Source organism: Corynebacterium mustelae, from assembly GCF_001020985.1.
In the GTDB taxonomy this organism is placed as follows: Bacteria; Actinomycetota; Actinomycetes; order Mycobacteriales; family Mycobacteriaceae; genus Corynebacterium; species Corynebacterium mustelae.
This window is the reverse complement of the sequence record NZ_CP011542.1, coordinates 188,880-209,088: the sequence shown is the minus strand read 5'-3', so window position 1 is coordinate 209,088 and position 20,209 is coordinate 188,880. Positions and strand designations below refer to the sequence as shown.

Sequence of the window (20,209 nt, the reverse complement as noted above, 5' to 3'; positions counted from 1 at the left end):
TTTTTTATGCTTTACGACATCACCTCGGTCGCCCCTAGGCGACGTCGTAAAGCGAACTACTTCTTGGTAGCAAACAGTTCCTTAACCCGAGCACCCAGCTGCGGGTCAACCTGCTCCCAGTACCAGTAGCAACGTTCTTCCGTCTCTGGGGAGACACCAACCATTGCATTGGTGATGTTGTCGGCCAATCGCTCCTTCTCGCCATCATCCATAACCTCGCGGTAGAGGATTCCAGCCTGGACGAAATCGCCGTCCTCGGAGTGCTGCACGTAGGCAGCACGCACCAGGTCGGTGCCATGCGGATCTGGGTTAACGAACAACTCGGCAGCCTGGCCGTAGCTCACGCCGGAGGAGGAAGAAACCCCATCGTCCAAGAAGCCAGCACCCTTGTCAAAACGGTTCGGGGTGTAAACCGGCGCGCTCGCAGGATTGAACTGGTACTCCATCGGACCCTGATGAGCGTAGGTATTGACCGGGAATACCGGCTGGTTCACTGGCAGCTGACGGTAGTTCGGGCCGATCCGGTACCGGTGTGCGTCCGCATAAGCGAAGGCACGAGCCATGAGCATGCGGTCTGGGGACAGGCCGATACCTGGAACCAAGTTCGCTGGGTCCAGCGCCATCTGCTCGATCTGAGCGAAGAAGTTCTGTGGATTCTTGTTCAGAACGAAGTATCCGACATCGACCAGTGGGTAATCCTTCTGCGACCAGGTCTTGGTCAGGTCGAATGGGTTAAACCGGTATGTTTCCGCCTCTTCAAACGGCATGATCTGAACCTTGACATCCCAGATTGGGTAGTCGCCGTTTTCAATAGCGTTGAAGAGATCCTCGCGCTGGTAATCCGCATTCTTGCCAGCCATTTCCTGAGCTTCTGCATCAGTGAAGCAATCCCAGCCCTGACGAGTCTTGAAGTGGTATTTAACCCAAACAGGAGTACCTTCTTCATTGATCCACTGGAAAGTGTGCGAACCGAAGCCGTCCTGGTGCCGCGAGGTCTTCGGGGTACCGCGGTCACCCATCAAATAGGTAACCTGGTGGGAGGACTCAGGGGTGCGGGTCCAGAAATCCCACTGTGCGTCCGCATTGCGCAGACCGGTCTGCCCCATACGCTTCTGTGAGTGGATGAAGTCTGGGAACTTCATGCCGTCCCGCAGGAAGAAGGTAGGAGTGTTATTACCTACGATGTCATAATTGCCTTCTTCGGTGTAGAAGCGCACAGCGAAACCGTGCACGTCGCGCCAAGTATCAGGAGAACCCTGCTCACCAGCGACGGTAGAGAACCGAACAGCCATGGGGGTTACGGTACCTGGCTGGAACAGCTTGGCTTTGGTGTAAGCGGATACGTCGTTAGTTATATGTAATTCACCGAATGCGCCGTGGCCCTTCGCATGTGGATTACGCTCTGGAACGCGCTCGCGGTTGAAGTGGGCCAGTTTTTCAATCAGGTGAATGTCATTAAGAACATTAGCGCCCTGCGGGCCAGCCGTGATGGAAATGTTTTCGCTAGGAACGGGACGGCCACCGTGCTGAGTGGTGGTGCCGGTCAGTTCTGGACGCATGCCATTCGAAACAATGTCATTGGTATCCATATGCAAACCTTTCTTAAACCTATAACTGATATAGATTATTAACTTATGGGTAAGTGATTGATTAATAGCGTAATACTGAAGACGGGCGGTTCCAAGGGCAAACAAGCCAATTCGCCAAAGATCAACCTTTATTACTATGCCCACACATTGACACCGATCTAATTATTTCGTAATAACCGTCAAAATAACAGCCCTAGCTGCATGAATAAACTGATTGTCCCAGCCTTTCAAAGTCATAAAACGCGTGCATCAATAGCGAAAATCACCCCCAATATCACCCCTGCAGTCATTTCGCAGGCTAAAAGGCTGTCATTAGCGGCGCTTCCCCAATACCAATTCACGCCATACCAATACCGAAAACCAAACAGGATACAGCCACCAATCACCCCACCCAAAATCAACAATAAATTTAATAGCTAAAACCTAAAGCGCTGATGCCGTATGGCACAGCAAATCTCGTCTGCAGGATACGCGAAAAACCGGTGCCCCCTACTACCGTAGGGAACACCGGTTAAACGGCTGCGATAATAACTATCGCTTAACTATGCGTGCCGCTAGCTTTTACGCCCACGACGCACCAGGAATACACCAAGCGCTGCCAGCAACGCCGCGATAGCAACCAATCCAAGAACGGAAGCACCAGTCTTAGCTAGTGACTTAGCCTGCGAATCTTTTTGCACGCCCTTAGCCGTAGGTGCATCTTTCGCAATACCCTTCTGTGGTGCTTCGCCGAGTGGCTTAGCTGGTGTAGATGCCTGTGGGGCAGGCGCCTGTGGCTGCTGGCCCAATGGTGCCACTGGCCCAGGAACGAGGCTAGCCAAGCCACCACTGATCAATGGAACCAGACCAATGAGCAACCACCACCATTGTGGGTTAACAGTGTTGGTGAGAGTTACCAACTGGCCATCTGCAGTGCCCTGCTTGATAGTCAGCTCAGCGGTACCATCGCCCTTATCCACAACTCCGTCGCCGCTGAACACTGGGGTAGCCCAGGTAGCGGTAGCACTATCGGCTGGCTTGAGCTCTTGCAACGTAACTACTGTACCAACAGGCAGATCCGGGATATCAACAACCGTACCATTACGCAGAGTCATATCTTTAGTTTCGTTCTTGCCATTAGCAGTCCAACTGGCAGAAACCTTGTACTCCTGATCGCCTACAAAGTACGAACCGAGACCCTTCACAACCTTTTGCAACTTGAACTGACCCAGTGGTGTCGCATTATTCGTCAACGTGACAACCTGGCCGCCAACAATACCGGCCTTGATAGTCAAGTCAGCAGTCCCGTTGCCGTTATCAACAACACCATCACCACTAAATACCGGGGTATCCCAAGCAACAGCAGCATTATCAGCAGGCCTAGTCTCAGACAAGGTAACAACCGTACCAACCGGAAGCGCAGGGAAATCCTCAACAACCTGACCAGCACGCACAGTTACATCACGCTTCTCAGACTTACCATTAACAGTCCACGAAGCAGAAGCCTTGAACTCCGGATTACCAATAGCTGCAGCATCAACACCAACAACAGCCTTCTCAAGCTTAAACTGGCCGAGAATGATTTCCTTTTCGTACTTGTTCACTACGCGCTTTTCGTGATAGCGAGGCGCACCGACGATAGAGAGCCCGTCCGCATAAGGCTTTTCAACGTTGATGAGTTTATAGCCAGGGATTTCTGGTAAATCCACCTCTTTATAGGTACAGCGAGTCCCAATGTCAAAGAACTGAGGAATCATAGTAGCTTTGCCGTTAGCCTTCAGCTTCACGCGGCCCGTTTCAGTGCCACAGGTGTATTCGAACGTAAAATCTTTGTCCTGGTACAGCTCTTGAGGCACACCTTCAACCACTTTGCTCAGGAAGAACGTATTTTGATACTTGTTGGTTACAGTAGCAACGTTCTTTTCGCCAGCTTTAATTTCTGGTGCCTGAACGTAGGATGCCGTTGCCTCAAACTCCTTGGTTTGGTTTGCATGTGGCCCCTTGATCTTGGCCGAAGCTAGATCTTCGTCTTTGATCACACACTTGGTCCCTGCTGGGAATTCACCCACAAGTTTTTCAGCCTTGGCCGTGACGGTGATGTCATAGTCGGTGTTGGCCTTATATGCGGAAGCGCCGTTTACCGGCTTGCTGTCCTTATCGCACTGGAACTTCAACGAATATTCCTTTGCAGTCAGATCTGGACCGGTACCGCCCTTAGGGTCCAAACCCTGCTGGATCTTCTTCACTACGAACTGACCATACTTAACTGAAGGTTGGAAGCTATTGGTTAACAACAAGGTGATCTTTTCACCACGAACTGCCCGCTCAATGGTTGCAGTATTACCGCTGACTTTGATGTCTGACTGTTTATTAACTTGAGTAGCCGGAACTGAGAATACGCCTGGATTCCACGTAAGTGCGCTGCCAGAAACGCTAGGCTCTACGATTTTCACGTTGGAACCTGGATCAACCATGATCTTGCATGGCTTTTCTTCGGATACACTGCACTTTTCTACCTTGCCATTGACATGGAGATCTAGCGGGAACTCTTTTACGTCAGAGGTTTCACCCGGTGCGGCTTCAACCTTTTTCTTTACCACGATCTCAGTGCGGTTTGGATCACCTGATGAGTCACCCCATACGCGGGCGTAAAGTGCAACATCTTTGACAATAGTTTCACCGTGACCGCTGATCCGAATAGAATTCTTTGCTTGTGGATTCTTTAATGCACCTTTATCCGGCCCAATTGAGGTGGATGGAATCCAGGTGTAGTAGGTAATCCGGTATGCCGCATTTGGCTTTACATTTTCGATCTTGATCTTCAGCTTACTGGCTGGTTCCCAGTTATTTTTGCCGTAATACTTATCGACGGTAATTACTTCAGGCTGACCAGAACGTGCAGCTACTTCGCCGGTTTCATTATTCGCCTGAGCGATGCGAGTAGCGCAAGGAATATTTGCGCTGTGGTACTCTCCACCAGCATTACATTTCGGTGATTCCGTCACCTCCCAAGTTCCATTAGCCAGCGAATCTCCTTCGCGCCGACTAATCTCAAGGTTTCCGCCAACACCCGCAGCAGCGAAGTAGTGCCGTACTGTCACTTCTTCACCGGTGTCGGGGTCGACGAGCTGGACATCACTTAGAGTGTCTTCAATTTCAATGGCGTTATTATTTCCAGCAGCAATCTCGTTAACTTTTTCCGCTGGAATAAGAACCGACCAAAAGAGTTGCTGGTAATCGGTATCTTTATATTTAAGATCTTTGGAGAAATTGCCACCTTTGCGGATCGCTCCGGTAGCTGCATTGTCACCACCGATACCAGGGGCTTTGATCTCCCCATTTCGCTCGCCAGTTAGGTCAAAGAAGGCATCATATTTTTCAGGGCCCCAAGTTAAAGACTCAGCCCTCGTAGTTGGGGTTGCCTTGAGCCGCAAACCAATATGGCCTTTGATGTTGGCGTTATTGTCCCCCTCAACTGCGTCAGTAAATGTACAAATTACCTGTGACTCAGTTACCTTGAAGTCACATGTGGTGTATTTACCAGCGTTGTAGTCATCCCTATTGGTTGAGGTTCGCAGCCAGCTTGGCAGGTTAATGATCATCTGATCGCCTGGCCGAGGTGCCTCGTTTCCGCCAACCTCCCATTCAAAAATCGCATCGATCTCATTGCCGGCCACGATCGGGCGGTTATCCTCGTCGGAGTCTGTGATCACTTTTGCATCCCGCTTGATTTCCAAGTTGGTTCCATATTGGGACGCGAAGTCTTTTGGCACAAAACCTGTTTGTGCGTTCGCAGTACCGGTTGGCATGACGACGATAACCGACGATACCAACGCAAAAACCATCAATATCACGAATGCACGAACTTTAGTGCGAGCATTGGTAAGTGATAGTTGACCCATTGGTAGCCACCTCCTCTTGAATATTTATTAAGTGTTTCTCATAGCTGCTCACATTGTTAATAATGCGGAGCAAACAGTCCGCCCGCCTGGGCATAGCTCTGCCAAGTGAGGGCTGTTTTGCAATAACCTTATGCATGAATTAGTGGAAAAGCAGCAATCTACCCCCGGTATTTTCATAGTCTTTTAGGTAGATTTCTTATCTTTTACTTATTTTTTGGGAAATAAAATCACACTAATATAGCCAGTGTTGCCAAAACCCAATTATGGCTAAAGTGCTACAGATTGACTGCATGGCAAATGTTAATTTTTCATAAGTGAATAATGAGCAATTTTAATATGTGATATGCCCCATTCTACCTTTGTTTCCCCCAAATTTTACCCCCTATCAATAGCCAAGTTCCTAATATCCCCATCAACATCGATAAACGTCAAAACCCACCACGGAACTCATACTAAAAAACTTATATGGGAGTATTAAATTAGTTAAAATTAAATTATGAACAGCTGTCCATTAATTACTGTAGGACTAGGCCCATCGCTAAAATTCACGAAATTTCAGCACCGCAAGCACGAAATAAAAGATACGTTGCGTTGACTTTGCATGCTATAGGTAAACAGAAAGCTCCCCAGCAACGGTCAGGCCATACAGCCTTTGCCGGGGAGCCCAGTCAAGTTAATTATCGGTATCCACCAATAGCTCAGCTATTTGAATAGTGTTTAGAGCTGCGCCTTTACGGAGATTATCGCCCGAAACGACAAAGACTAGCCCCTTATTATCGGCGACCGTTTGATCTTGCCGGATTCTACCAACCAGCGAGTCGTCCCGCCCAGCAGCCGCAAGGGGGGTTGGCACATCAACCACGGATACCCCTGGGGCGTCGTAAAGCAATTCTTTAGCCTGCTCTGGGGTGATTGCGGAATCAAATTCTGCATGGACTGTCATGGTATGCCCAGTGAGCACTGGGACACGAACGCACGTACCCGCAACTAGAAGGTCCGGTATTCCTAAAATTTTCCGGGACTCATTACGCAGCTTTTGCTCTTCGTCAGTTTCATCGGAACCGTCTTCAACCAGATTGCCAGCGAATGGTAGCGCATTGTATGCGATCGGAGCTACGTAGGGCCCTAAGTCGCCGAAAGAAACAGCTGCCCCATCGTGTACGAGTTCGACAGCGCGATCCCCCACTTCAGCGACCTGTTTCACTAGCGTCTCAACGCCAGCCAAGCCTGAACCGGAAACCGCCTGGTAGGAAGAAACGTGCAACTTCTTCAAACCCGCAGTTTTATGCAGCACCGTTAGCACTGGCATCAATGCCATGGTTGTGCAGTTTGGATTAGCGATAATGCCCTTGACCGCATTGTCCTTGTCGTCCGGGTTGGCTTCGGAGACAATCAGCGGCACTTCCGGGTCTTTGCGCCATGCGGAGGAGTTATCCACCACGGTTGCGCCAGCCTCAGCAAAAATGGGCGCGTACTTTAAGGATGTGGAACCGCCAGCACTGAATAATGCAATGTCGATGCCAGCAAGGTTTTCAACTGTTACTTCGGCGAGGTCTTCAATAACGACGTCTTCACCACGAAATTGCATCGTCGTTCCGGCAGAACGAGCGGAAGCGAAGAAGCGAACCTTATCAGCGGGAAAGTTTCGTTCTTCCAGGATACTGCGCATCACGCGACCTACTTGGCCGGTCGCGCCAACTACTGCAACTGTTGTCATTTAGGGTCTGCCCCTCAATCTACTTTTATGGGTTGATCGTGTCTTTTCGATAGTACTCCCCGATGTTGCACCGCCACAATGACCCGATGGTTGGGTGAATCTAAAGCAGTGCAGCTTCGGGTATGCAAAAGCGACGCGTTGACATACCAAACTATCGGTTGTCAACGCGCCGCTCATCCAACAGCTACGAAGCTAAGTACATCGTTTAGCTTTCACCATTGGTACCAGTATTGCGTCCGCGTCGGATGAAGAATACTCCGAGCGCAATGACAAGCAATGCTGCCGCAAGGACGCCAAGTACCGATGCACCGGTTCGAGCTAGCGATCCGGAAGCACCTGGCTGGCTCTTACCTGGTGCGGTGGCTTTTCCTGCGGCTTCGCCCTTAGGCGCTGCCGCATGAGGTGCGGTAGCCCCATCCTTAGCAACACCCTTCTTAGCTGGGCCTTGAGCGCCATCACCCTGTGGATCGGTGGCTTTCTTTTCAGCGCCCGGAGCAGGTGTCGCTGGAGCAGTACGGTGCCCCTTCTTAGCCAGGTCCGCGATGATAGCTGCACCACCAATAATTGCAGGGATCAAGATAAGTCCAGCAATCCAGTACGGCTTCTGCGTGTAGGTGTTGGTGAAGCTAACGGTTACTGGTGTATCCCGTTTAGTTACCGTAACAGTCTTCGCCGGTTCCATGTTGAGGAAGTAGTGCTGTTCGGCTGCCTTCTCTTCGTCCTCGGTGAAGGTACAAGAGGTACCTGTCGGTACTGCGTCACGAACTGTCACTGGTTTGCCGTCGCCAAGCACCTTGATTTCGGTTTCCTTATTACCAGTATCGGTACAGGTGTAGCGGAAGGTGAATTCCTTCTTGGCAAAATCCTCATTACCGGTGACAACCTTCGCGAGGGACAGTGGTGCTGTGTCGCGGGTTATCGTGTTTTCAATCTCAACCTTTTGCGTCGCAGCGTTGATGCTTATGGTCTTCGCTGGAACAGGCGCAATGGTGTAACCTTCGATGGCGTTTTTCTCAAGGTCTTCGCTGATAGTACAGGTCGAACCATATGGGAGAGATTTCACCACTTCAACTTCGGTGCCATCTGCCTTAGCTGAGACACTGTTGGCAATCTTCTTCGGATCCAGTGGGCTTTCACACGCATAGTCAAAGGTGAAGCTGCGATCAGCGTGTTCCTGCGTGGTAACTGTCTTTGAGAGCGTAAGCGAACCAGTTGCCAAGGTGTAGTTATTTATTGCTGCTACCTCGGCCGTCTCACCTGGGTTACCGCTAACCTTCACCTGAACGCTTGGCCCTGGCTCAGTGTTGATGGTGGTGCCAATGACCACTGGTGCTGGGGCTTGGGGTTCAGCTTGGGTTACAGTATAGGTGCCAGCTGGCAAGTCTGAAACAGTCACTGTTTCGCCTGCTTTGACATTAACTGTCTTGGTAATTGGATCGCCACCTTTATCAGGTGTACCGGTCACAGTGTAAACCAATTCTTTCGAACCAAGCGGCGCAGCATTTCCGGTAGCGGTGTGGGAAATATTCAGGCCGCCAATCTTGTCCGCATAAGTATTCGTCACAGTGACGGTTTTAACCTGATCCGCTTCAACGGTCACCTGCGGCGTATCAATAGTGGAAGCCACTGTGTAACCAGGTTTGGCAGCGTCGTCTGGACTTTCGGAAATCGTACAGCTAGTGCCAGTTGGGAGCTTGTCGACGACAACAGCTTCGCCGTTAGCTGGCACCATTAATTCCTTGTTGCTACCCGGATCATTATCGCAGGTGTAACTCACCCGGAACTCAGTACCAGTAAAGAGCCCATCATTGGTGACCTTCTTTACTTTAAATCCACCAGTTTGCTGGGTATAGGTGTTAGTGACGTTGAAGATATTGCCATCACCTGGCGCAATCTCAGGTGGTTTCTTAATCTCGGTGTTAACGGTGTAACCCTGAGGAACGGCGGAAGTTTCTGTCAGCTCACAAATCCAACCTACTGGAATCTCCTTAGACTTCTCGTTTCCTAAAACGCCGTCACCTGCAACCGTAATTGCACCATTAATGGCGTTGGCCTTGGCTGCGTCATTAGGCGCAGCACACACGTAGGTGAAGCTAAAGTTATTCTTTGCAAAGGCAGCAGCATTGTCGCCCGCAACAGTCTTCCTAACACCAAACGTTCCAACCTGCTTGGTGTAAGTGTTGGTCACTCCAACAATGTTTTCCACCCCAGCGGTGATAGTCAGTGGCGTGTATTGCGGTGCCTCCGCAGTGTATCCAGCCCGGATTAAATCATTGGTAAGCTGCACTTCCTCATCGCTAATCACACACTCGGTTCCTTCAGCAAAACCATAACCGGTATCCACCAACGCGCCGGAAGCTGGAAGTTCAGCAGCAACTTTTGTTCCAGCGACATACGTGTCTGGCCCCGACGTGCTGTTAGCATTACAGCTCCATTTCACCGGGAACTTATGGTCGGCATTAAGCTCGTGTGGACGACCATCCGTGAATGTCTTCTGCAGCTTCAACCCAGCAGACTTGCGATTATAGGTATTGGTGAAAGCTGCGGTGACAACGGGTTCACCTTCTTCAGCGATAGTAACTGTGATGCTCTCGTTGTTTACCGTCGGAGCATTAAATCCCGGCAATTGCGCTTGGTCGAGATTCTCGGTAATGGTGCACTGGGAACCAATCGGGTATTCTTCAGCGCTTTCCACCTTTTGACCACCCGCTGCAACACGCATGGTTTTCGGTGCACCGAAGTTAGGCACGCTACAGGTATAGCTGAATTCAAACTCACCTTTCGCCTGAAGCTGCTGATCGAACAGTTGACGGTATACGTCCTGGCCTGGGGCCAATTCCGCCTGCTTGGTCACCGCAAATTTGGCGGTCTTAGCTGTGTACTCATTGGTGAAGGTGAGCTTGGATTCAGCTGCCGCATCAGGTGCGGATGGGTTTTCCACAACAACTGCGGTCTGAGCCTGTAACGGGTTGTGGGTGTAGTTCTTGACGGTAGCGGAATCGGCCACCTCGGTTACTTCACACTTATGCCCCACTGGAATCCCGGTGATAACCTTCGCAGTTCCATCTTTAGGTACGGCAATCTTGCCATTCGCAGCCTGGGCGTCACCTTCAAGATTCGATGCCTCACCTAGAGGTGACTTACAGGTGAAGTTAAAATCGACCGTCTCGCTCTTCAGCAAATCCTTCATTTTAGGATCAGCGAATCGCTTGACGACGCTAAAGCCACCGCGCTTCAACTCATACGCGTTGGTGAAGTTCTTGACATTATTCTCCGGTGTGGATTGCTTGGCAATGACAAAGCGCTGCTCTTGCGGACGAGTCAAAGTGTAGCCGTCAATCTCACCATTGTTGTTTGCATCAGGCTCCGATACGACACACTCAGCTCCGACGTCCACTCCGGTAATGTCGGCTGGTTCGCCAGGAGTGACGGTAACGTTGTCCGCTTTAGCAACCGACTGATTATCAATCTGACAATCGTAGCTAAACGTGAACGACTTTATTCCGGCAAGTGCTTGGACTTCTGCATCACCAGTGACGTCCTTGGCGATACGGAACCCGCCCTTCAGCCGAGCATACTTATTGGTCACCGCAGCAACAACACCATCTTTTTTAATGGTGACTACAGCTGGCTCCATGGCGGTTTGGATAAAATCACCAACCGTGTGGGGAGCCTGCGGATTAAACTTCTCGCGCACATTACATAAGGTTCCGACCGGGAAGTCGCCTGGAACTTCCAACTCAGCACCGCTGCCGGACACATTCGAGATCTCTTTGTAGTTGGTGCCGACACCGCACCGATATTCAAAGGTGAATTCATCGGTAGCCGCTTGCTGTTGTTGTGCAGCAGGCAGACCAGAAAGAACCTTTTTCACGCGAAGCTTGCCAGTTTCGCGTTTGGTCTTGTTAAATACCTCAATCTCTGTATTTTTCTGGTTCTGAATTTTGAATGTCGGTTCAACAACTCGGTTGCTGATAAGAAATTCCGCTTCTTCCCATTCAATACCACCAGGTTTAGGCGCGGTTTGCATATCCTCGGAAAGGGTAATTTCAGTTCCTACTGGGAAGTGAGGTGCCGGGGCAGTCTTTCGCTCACCAGGGGCAAGCTTGAAAGTGATGGTACCTGAGGTAGCAGCTGCTTGATCACCGTTAATGGTGATTTCCACACCATCTGCTGTTTGCGGTTGCCACCCCGGATACGAAGCTACAGTGTTGCCGTTTGGCAGGGTCCAAGTGCCATTAATGGTGAATTTATCACTCGGTTGAACATTTTCAATGCCTTCACCCTGTAAGTACTTGCGTACCGAGAATGTACCGAATTGATTGGCCATATTAATGGTACCGGTGAGGGTTTGAAATGCCTTAGCAACAAAGCTCGAAGATTGTTTGGTATCTTCCAAGACAATGTTGTTTTCGTAGGCCATACCTTCTTTAACAGCAAGCGCTTCCTGACCAGAGGGACCTGCTTCGTTGTAACCAGAGCGACGCAACTGCGGATTGATCGAATAATTGGTATCCGGATCAAACGGACCAGTTACCCGAATGCGAGCCTGGGAATCTTTGTAATCAGCCTGGCCATCACTGTTTGTGTCAATGAATTCAACGCTTATGGAGAAGCCATCGGGCATCGTGAAATCTACATTATTTTGCTGAATCGCCGTATTGCACCCAGAACCATTATTGTCTGTGGTTACGACACCTGGGCGTGTTCCAGTAGCCAAGATGACGTTAAGGCATGGGGTTGGAACATTGCCGTTGAATTTGGAGAATATCTCCGCATTGCCTTTAAACTTCAGGATCCAGTTGGCTAGATTTGGATCAAATTCCTGGCCCGGACCAGCGCTTTCTAAGAAAGTTAGCGTGTGTACTTTCTTGCCATCGAATACCCGGTCGTCACCAATTTTCGCCAGCTCTTGTTGGATCAGAGCACTATTGAAATTCACGCCCCAGCCAAGATTACCTTTGACACCGATCAGATTGCCTGCATCTTTCCCGAATCCCGCGCGACCATAAGGCTTGTTTAATTTTCCGACGGGTTTATCCGCAGGCAACGCAACCTCGACATCTCGGCCATTCACCGAAATGTTCGCTCTGTTTTGGTCGTGGGTATTCTGAATACCTGCAACGAATGAAATATCGCCCTTAAAACCTGTGAATCCCAGTTTGCGAAGAACATCAACGCGATCGTTAAAAGTACAAGTCAAACCCGTCGCATTATTTAACACGCAGTTTGCTACTTTAACCTTGCCGCCGTTATAGGGAACTTCCAGATCGAGTTTTTGATCGGCACCCGTACCAAGGAAACTTGGGACTTTTACATTAAATTGGCTTCCGTTAGTTACCGATTCGTGTCCGGCATCGTATTTAAAACTAATTTTCGCCGCATTAAGGCCTTGCATGAGTTGCTGATTGCCATCGCCAGTGAGATTTCCCCTAGAGTCGGCACTCTGAATTTTGATTTCCGAGATGACGATATTGGAGTTTATCTCTGCGTGCGCTGTAGGCGTGACCACAACTAACTGCGCGAACAATGACACTATCGCGGTCAACGCGATAGTGCCGTAGCCCACTTTAGTTCGGGAACGCCGGAATAACTTCCGCATAACATTCTTCCTAACTGATATTTAAGTTAATAGACAGCCCAGGCAAAGTTCAGGCAATCTTTAGTTTTTACAGTATCAAACTAGAAGTTGCCAGCAAAGTCCCCTTATAAACCAAAAAAGCACCAAATATGCTTTAGCCCATATAGACACGCAGAATCGCTAATATAAAAATTTCACCCACCACCCCCGAAAGGTGCGCATCCCGACTTGCAGGGCATTAGTGATTCAGCTGTAAAAGTTATCCATCTCCATCTGTTACTGGGCAAGCGTCCGCCCCAGATTTGTAAGAGCAACTCGACCTTTTATGGCTTGGCAATTGACTTCCCGTCACTGGAACGGGAAAAGGTCGAGATGCACCGAGTCATCTGCGCCGGTTGCGCCTCTTCCTTTGGTTTTCGGAACACGCCAGCGCTAATGCACCAAAGATCATGCATTGGCCACGATGCCGTAAGTCAGATTTCAGCCATCATTCCTTGCTGGCCGCCTATGGCAAACGCCGGGCATTTCCCATCTAAAGAAATACCCGGCGTTAAATCCTGCAGGCTATTTAGCGGCCTGTCCCAGCATAAACGGTTGCTTCCTCTTCACCGCCTAATTCGAAGGCATCATGCAAAGCTTTAACAGAAGGTGCCATCTCAGTTTCCCGAATCAGTACGGATATACGTATTTCTGATGTGGAAATGAGTTCGATATTCACCCCCGCATCCCGTAATGCCTCACAGAAGGTGGCGGTAACCCCTGGATGGGATTTCATGCCAGCACCCACCAAGGAAACCTTGCCGATTTGGTCGTCGTAAAGCACATTTTCACAGGTGCCGTCGGATTGCAGTTTCTTTAATAGCTCCAGCGCACGTGGGCCATCCGCGCGGGGGCAGGTAAAGGTGATGTCGGTGCGATTATCCTCTAGCGAAGAAATATTCTGAATCACCATGTCGATATTGATTTCGGCATCAGCAAGCACCCGAAATACCTTCGCGGCTTCACCAGGATTATCCGGAATGCCCAAAACCGAAACCTTGGCCTCAGAATTATCGGTAGCCACACCAACTAGAACTGCTTCTTCCACAGGAATATCCTCCATTGAACCGGCAACCAGCGTGCCGGGATCATTGCTATACGACGAACGAACACGAATCGGAACATTAAAGGCGCGCGCGTACTCCACGCTACGCAACACCAAAATTTTGGAACCAGAGGCCGCTAACTCCAGCATCTCTTCGAAAGAAATCTGATCGAGCTTCTGCGCATTGGAAACGATACGCGGATCAGCGGTATACACACCGTCGACATCCGAATAGATCTCGCACACATCCGCTTCTAATGCCGCAGCAAGTGCAACAGCGGTGGTGTCCGAGCCGCCTCGTCCCAGTGTGGTTACGTCCTTGGTGTCTTTATTGACACCTTGGAAGCCTGCCACCAGACAAATCATTCCTTTATCCAGAGCTTCCCTCACCCGGCCGGGGGTAACGTCTACGATGCGCGCATTTCCATGCCGCTCAGTAGTCAGTACCCCAGCCTGAGAACCGGTAAACGATTGCGCCTGCGCCCCGAAAGACTCGATAGCCATCGCCACTAGCGCGTTGGAGATGCGCTCACCGGCGGTAAGCAACATGTCCATTTCCCTGGCAGGCGGCACCGGGTTAACTTGGGCAGCTAGATCCAATAATTCATCGGTGGTGTCCCCCATGGCAGAGCACACAACAACAACATCGTGTCCCTGCTTCTTTGTGGCAACAATGCGTTCAGCAACCCGACGAATCCGTTCCGCGCTTTCGAGCGAAGATCCTCCATATTTTTGTACGACAAGTGCCACGGGCAACGCCTTTCCATGAAATCTACCGCAAGCATATGGCCCCTAAATTTAGGCAGGAAGATTCTTCCATACGTTTATAGCGCCGGGGCAAGCAGCAGTTTCCTTAAAAATCATCTTGGGTTATCGAAAAACTAGCATACTATTCCATGGCCCCGTAATACACGTTTTGACCTAAACAGCCACTAGGATTTCATAGGTGCACAATAACTTCCTCGCCGTCGGCTTCGCGCTCGCCGCTGCGCTCGTCATCGCGTGGGGCACGGTTGTTCGGCACCGCATTGCCGAACGTGCGCCAGCAGACGGCACCTGGAGTGGCTCACCTCTTATTACCGCGATCCGACGCCCGCTATGGTGGTTCGCCACGTCGACCGCACTCATCGGATATTTCTTTCAGGTTGTCGCACTAAGTTACGGCACGTTATTGATTGTGCAGCCGATCTTGGTTCTTAGTTTGATGTTCACCATGCCCATGTCTGCTTTTTACGACAAACGAAAGCTGCAGCAAGACGAATTATTTTGGGGTGCGGTTCTGACGGTTGCGGTAGCAGTTTTAATTATTTTGGGTAAACCCAAACCTGGTATGACGATCCCTACTTTTTGGGAATGGATTCCAGCGCTTGCGACTGGAACCTTGGCTATGGGGATTATTTATGGACTGTCACTACGCCGCCCCAAAAATATTCAAGGGTTGATGCTAGGCGTAATAGTCGGCATAATTTACGGTTTTATCGCGGTGCTATCGAAAGCGACGGTGGATGTATATAACATGGGTGGGCTTGGCGGTCTGCTCAGTTCCTGGGTGTTTTATTCCCTGATCTTTGGCTCGGTATTTGGCACCATCGTGCAGCAGTATGCATTTAACACTGGCGCGCTGCGGCTATCGCTGCCCGCCATGACTACCGTGGAGCCAATCGTCGCGTTTTCGCTCGGCTACCTCGTACTCGACGAGTCCTTCCAAGTCAATGGCTACAACTGGGTATTTATGGTTGTAGCCATCGTTGCGATGATCTTGTCCACTTTTGCCCTGTCGGCTCGTGGAAACCATTAGCACCGGTGGCCCCAACGATAACGGTGTAGCGAATTATCCCTGTAAGATGCCGTCCGAAATCAGGGGCTTAGACAGTTCTGTACTAACTACCAGGAAGATTCACAGAACAGTTCCTCCACTTCAGGAAACCTAGATTACAGATTCCAATTCCGGTTGATGCGCGGCAGCAAGAACATCATCAAGGAAGGTTTGGATCTGTCCTACGCTGTGGGTTGCGATGCTGAAATGCGCCCACTTTCCTTGCATTTCACGGGTAACAAGGCCAGCCTTGACCAGTCGCTTTAAATGGTAGGACAAGGTAGGCTGTGTGATGCCGAAAACTTCTGGCATGTGGCAAGTGCAGACGCTTCCACCATTGTTACTCGCAATGAAGTGATAGATACGAAAACGCACTGGGTCAGATAGGGCTTTGAACACCAAAGCCATGCGGTCGGCGTCGTGATCCGGAAGACTGCAGCGCCCTTCGATGCATGCACATTCAGCGGACAGGACGGATAGTTTCTTGGAAATCTCTTTAGTCACACGCATAGCATATATGTTTCTCAGCTTTCATTAAAGATTTACCCCCTTCAATTCAAATTCATCAGACGTCTCCAATTTTCCAAGGTAGAAACACTGATAATTTAATCCACACAACGAACTGCATCTTTACATTTTCGCAGCTTGCAACATGCCGCATTTGTGAAGCAAAGCCAATAGGTGACAAGACAACTTAATTTTATCTTAACGGGGGTGATAATTAGGTTACCTTCGCCTCAAATCGCCTACATCAAGACTTAAATTGCCCATTCAAAAACAGCCAACATGTACGCCGAGAACCATGTACCCCACGCAATCCATATAACTAGGGGAACCAGCCAAACATATGGGCGTCGACAAGCGCGGTCAGCATCCCGGTTTTCCAGCCACAATACAATCGGCAAGATTAAAAATATCGCGGGCAACAGCAGTCTAGGCCGCGAATGCATAATCCCATCAGATAAAACGATATTGGCAACTAGTGCCGTGCTAAACAGCCACACCGGCCACGGCAACCGGCGAAAACCAATGACTACCCCGCATATCGACGCAATAATCACTATCGTTGACAACACATACCCAGGCTGATCCCATGCGGACCATGTGCGTTGAATCCACTGAACAGTTGCCGCGCCAAAGTCAAAACTCGAATCCCAGCCTTTTTGTTGCATGCCAAAATATCCACCAATTGCGCGGGTATAGCCGGAAGCAATCACGACGTAACCTACGACCGAAACAGCCGAAACCACCACCGCACACCACGCTCGCCAGCTACGACGATCCCTAAGCGCCACAACCAGCGCGAATGTAGCAACGATGTCAATCGCGGTTAGCCGCAACAACCCTGTGATGAAGACCAACAGCCCAGCTGACCACCACTGACGCTGTACCATCGCTATCAATGCCCATGTGGTAACCGCCATAAACGGAGCTTCGGTATAGATCATGTTGAACGTCACCGTCATAGGTGCTGTAGCCACCACTATCCCAGCAATGAGCTGTGCTCGTTTGCCATGCCCCATCAGTGAGACCAACGCCATAACACCAGCTATAGCCACTACTGCACTAACAGCAACTATTAGCCACCCCGCCACGATGACACTCATTCCGGTTAGTTCATGCAAGAACCGCATGATGGCTGGCAAGCCCGGAAAGAACGCAAGTCGTTGTTCATAAATCGCCGGATCGGGCGGGCCGGTACCATCACTAGTGAAGTAACCGTATCTCGCTATTGCAATGAAGTGTTGGGCATCCCATTTTCCCAACAGGCTCGCAACAGCATCCTGCGGTGGACAAAGTAGCCAGAGTGCGAAAAATCGCAGTAATGAACTAAGCGCATAGATTGAGATAGCCCAAAGCCAATCCGTTGCCGTTAGCAGCTTGCCGCCATTTCGACCTGCCACAGCGTCAGCCATGGACCGCATTCGATCAGACACCTTGGCCTGTACCGTTGCGTGGTGATCGCCGTCTGGTTCGTTGTGCCGCTTTTCATCCCTAGGAGATTGTGGTCGGCTTTCTTCGGGGATACTCACAAATTTCCACCTAACCAGGTTTTGTACTTTTGCGCAGCCACCGACGCGGCCAGTTTTTAAAAAACTATGGTGAAAACCCGTACATCCAGCAGAGAATTTTCCTACCGTTTCGCCAGTTATCGTCGTGTTTTCGTGATGTTGCATAGTCACAGCGGTCACGTATCCACCGTGCGCTATCAACTGCCATATGCCACTTTGATAAGTAGCCACACCAATCGCAACAAATCGAGATTGTAAAATTATATTTTAATAATTTAGTTTTTAAAGAAATATTCAACTAAAATACTGGGAAAAATCCGTATCGGCTAGATTTTCACTAGTTTTAGTCAACGCGGCTTCACATAAAAGTGTATGCTGTGTCACATGCAGCGTGCGAGCTTTCTTCTACTTCTTCGCCGCGGCGGGTTTTGATAGGCCTTAAAAAATTCTTGATTCATTCGGCCGGCACCCCGTCGCGGGAAGTTTTGTGTTGCTGCCGGCCGTGCCTCGATAAGGCGTTGTGGCTAAGATCAGCCGATCAATATCCGCACGGTCCTCCCCCCACCCACTGCCAAAAGTTTATGCAATAGGCCGCATTAAATGTAGATTTGTCGAGGAAAGACTCTTTAAACAGATTTTAAAGGACTGACTCAATGGCTATCCACGACACATTCATTTCCGCTCCCGCCGATATCTCCACCCCCTCCGGCCCAGCCGCTCCGGGTCAGGCTCCGTGGAACAAACAGCGCAATTCCGCGATGCCTGTTACCCGCTACCAAGCTTTTGCCGAAGAAGTCGAAGACATCAGTTTGCCAGACCGCACCTGGCCAGATAAGAAAATTACGGTCGCCCCACAGTGGTGTGCGGTTGATCTGCGGGATGGTAACCAAGCACTGATCGACCCCATGAGTCCTGAACGCAAACGCCGTATGTTCAATTTGCTGGTCAAGATGGGATACAAAGAAATTGAGGTTGGTTTCCCCTCCGCTTCTCAAACGGATTTCGATTTCGTACGAGAGATCATTGAACAGAATAAAATCCCGGATGATGTGACCATTCAGGTGTTGGTTCAAGCGCGGGAGCACTTGATCCGTCGCACGTTCGAAGCTTGCCAGGGCGCAAAAAACGTGATCGTTCACTTCTACAATTCGACCTCTATCCTGCAACGCGACGTGGTTTTCCGTAAGGATAAGGAGTCCATCAAAAAGCTGGCCACCGATGCCGCACACCTGATTAAAGAAATCGCGCAAGATTACCCAGAAACCAAGTGGCGTTGGGAGTATTCCCCGGAGTCATTTACCGGTACCGAAGTTGCCTATGCCAAAGAAGTCGTCGATGCCGTCGTTGAGGTTATGGACCCTACTCCAGAAAACCCAATCATTATCAACCTGCCAGCAACGGTGGAAATGATCACGCCCAACGTCTATGCGGATTCCATCGAGTGGATGCACCGTAACCTCAATCGCCGTGATTCCATCATTTTGTCACTGCACCCGCATAACGATCGCGGCACAGGTGTGGCAGCAGCAGAATTAGGCTATTTGGCGGGAGCCGACCGCATTGAGGGCTGCCTGTTTGGCAACGGTGAACGCACCGGCAACGTGTGCCTGGTTACCTTGGGGCTGAATATGCTGACCCAAGGTGTTGACCCCCAGATCGATTTCTCCGACATCGACCAAATCCGTCGCACTGTCGAATATTGCAACCAGCTGCGGGTACCAGAACGCCACCCATACGGCGGCGATTTGGTGTTTACCGCGTTCTCTGGCTCGCACCAGGATGCGGTAAACAAGGGCCTGGATGCAATGGCAGCACGGGTTAAGCCCGGCGCGACTCACACTGATGTCAAGTGGGAAGAATTGCGCGGTGAGCAGTGGGAGGTTCCATATCTGCCGATCGACCCGAAAGATGTGGGACGCAATTATGAAGCGGTTATCCGTGTGAATTCCCAGTCCGGCAAGGGCGGCGTTGCTTACATTATGAAGACCGATCATGGGTTGGCGTTGCCACGTCCAATGCAGGTGGAGTTTTCGTCCGTGGTGCAGGCCGTTACTGATGCTGAGGGCGGGGAGGTGGAATCCAAGGCTATGTGGGATATTTTCGCCCGTGAGTATCTGGATCGGGTCACCCCCATCGAGCAGGTTTCCATGCGGGTTGACGCCGCGCAGACGGAAAATGATGAGGCAAAGATCCAAGCTAAGTTACTGTTCAATGGTTCCGAGGTGGTCATTGAAGGTCACGGTAACGGCCCAATCGCTGCGTATGCTAACGCATTGGAGTCGTTGGATATTGACGTTGAGGTGCAGGAATATACCCAGCATGCCCGCACTTCCGGCGACGATGCGGAGTCTGCCGCATATATCTTGGCCGATGTTAATGGCCAGAAGTACTGGGGTGTGGGAATCGCAGGTTCCATCACGTATGCGTCGTTGAAGGCTATTACTTCCGCTGTTAATCGTGCGTTGAGCTAGGCGCCAAGCACAGTAAAACCACCGCTGCATAAGGTTCCGGTTATGACACCCTTATGCA

General features: G+C 50.4%; 9 protein-coding genes. 2 read left to right on the top strand and 7 right to left on the bottom strand.

Translation table 11 applies throughout. The features are described 5' to 3' along the window. Positions 1–56: 56 nt before the first annotated feature. The 5 genes from CMUST_RS00925 to CMUST_RS00905 form a co-directional block, all read right to left on the bottom strand. Complete coding sequence (locus CMUST_RS00925) at positions 57–1,589, bottom strand: catalase (RefSeq protein ID WP_047260939.1); 1,533 nt, start codon at positions 1,587–1,589, stop codon at positions 57–59. Between the two features lie 554 nt (positions 1,590–2,143). Further along, the gene (locus tag CMUST_RS00920; protein WP_047260938.1) at positions 2,144–5,470 is read right to left on the bottom strand and encodes a DUF5979 domain-containing protein; all 3,327 of its coding nucleotides are present in this window, start codon (positions 5,468–5,470) and stop codon (positions 2,144–2,146) included. 673 nt (positions 5,471–6,143) lie between these two features. Continuing rightward, a complete protein-coding gene (locus tag CMUST_RS00915) occupies positions 6,144–7,187 on the bottom strand; it encodes an aspartate-semialdehyde dehydrogenase (protein ID WP_047260937.1) in 1,044 nt (347 codons plus the stop codon). 205 nt (positions 7,188–7,392) lie between these two features. Then, on the bottom strand, positions 7,393–12,789 hold the full coding sequence (locus tag CMUST_RS00910) for a DUF5979 domain-containing protein (protein WP_047260936.1): 5,397 nt from the start codon (positions 12,787–12,789) through the stop codon (positions 7,393–7,395). Between the two features lie 547 nt (positions 12,790–13,336). After that, entirely contained in the window at positions 13,337–14,602 is a 1,266-nt protein-coding gene (locus CMUST_RS00905; RefSeq protein ID WP_047260935.1) for an aspartate kinase, read from the bottom strand. A gap of 196 nt (positions 14,603–14,798) precedes the next feature. Between CMUST_RS00905 and CMUST_RS00900 the strand changes: the two genes are divergently transcribed. Continuing rightward, on the top strand, positions 14,799–15,650 hold the full coding sequence (locus CMUST_RS00900; protein ID WP_047260934.1) for a DMT family transporter: 852 nt from the start codon (positions 14,799–14,801) through the stop codon (positions 15,648–15,650). A gap of 129 nt (positions 15,651–15,779) precedes the next feature. Here the strand turns inward: CMUST_RS00900 and CMUST_RS00895 are convergent, their stop codons facing one another. Both CMUST_RS00895 and CMUST_RS00890 read right to left on the bottom strand, forming a co-directional pair. Continuing rightward, complete coding sequence (locus CMUST_RS00895) at positions 15,780–16,178, bottom strand: ArsR/SmtB family transcription factor (RefSeq protein ID WP_052844457.1); 399 nt, start codon at positions 16,176–16,178, stop codon at positions 15,780–15,782. A 248-nt stretch (positions 16,179–16,426) separates the two neighbouring features. Next, positions 16,427–17,701, bottom strand: a complete 1,275-nt coding sequence (locus CMUST_RS00890) for a hypothetical protein (protein ID WP_144414086.1) — start codon at positions 17,699–17,701, stop codon at positions 16,427–16,429. A 632-nt stretch (positions 17,702–18,333) separates the two neighbouring features. Here CMUST_RS00890 and leuA point away from each other — a divergent pair. Continuing rightward, positions 18,334–20,151 (top strand): 2-isopropylmalate synthase, encoded by a 1,818-nt coding sequence (gene leuA / locus CMUST_RS00885; protein ID WP_047260933.1) that lies wholly within the window; start codon positions 18,334–18,336, stop codon positions 20,149–20,151. Positions 20,152–20,209: the final 58 nt, after the last annotated feature.

What these genes read in the sequence shown, in the direction of transcription:
- CMUST_RS00925 (WP_047260939.1), bottom strand. Translation starts at nt 1,589, where the DNA reads ATGGATACCAATGACATTGTTTCGAATGGCATGCGTCCAGAACTGACC.
- CMUST_RS00920 (WP_047260938.1), bottom strand. Translation starts at nt 5,470, where the DNA reads ATGGGTCAACTATCACTTACCAATGCTCGCACTAAAGTTCGTGCATTC.
- CMUST_RS00915 (WP_047260937.1), bottom strand. Translation starts at nt 7,187, where the DNA reads ATGACAACAGTTGCAGTAGTTGGCGCGACCGGCCAAGTAGGTCGCGTG.
- CMUST_RS00910 (WP_047260936.1), bottom strand. Translation starts at nt 12,789, where the DNA reads ATGCGGAAGTTATTCCGGCGTTCCCGAACTAAAGTGGGCTACGGCACT.
- CMUST_RS00895 (WP_052844457.1), bottom strand. Translation starts at nt 16,178, where the DNA reads ATGCGTGTGACTAAAGAGATTTCCAAGAAACTATCCGTCCTGTCCGCT.
- leuA (WP_047260933.1), top strand. Translation starts at nt 18,334, where the DNA reads ATGGCTATCCACGACACATTCATTTCCGCTCCCGCCGATATCTCCACC.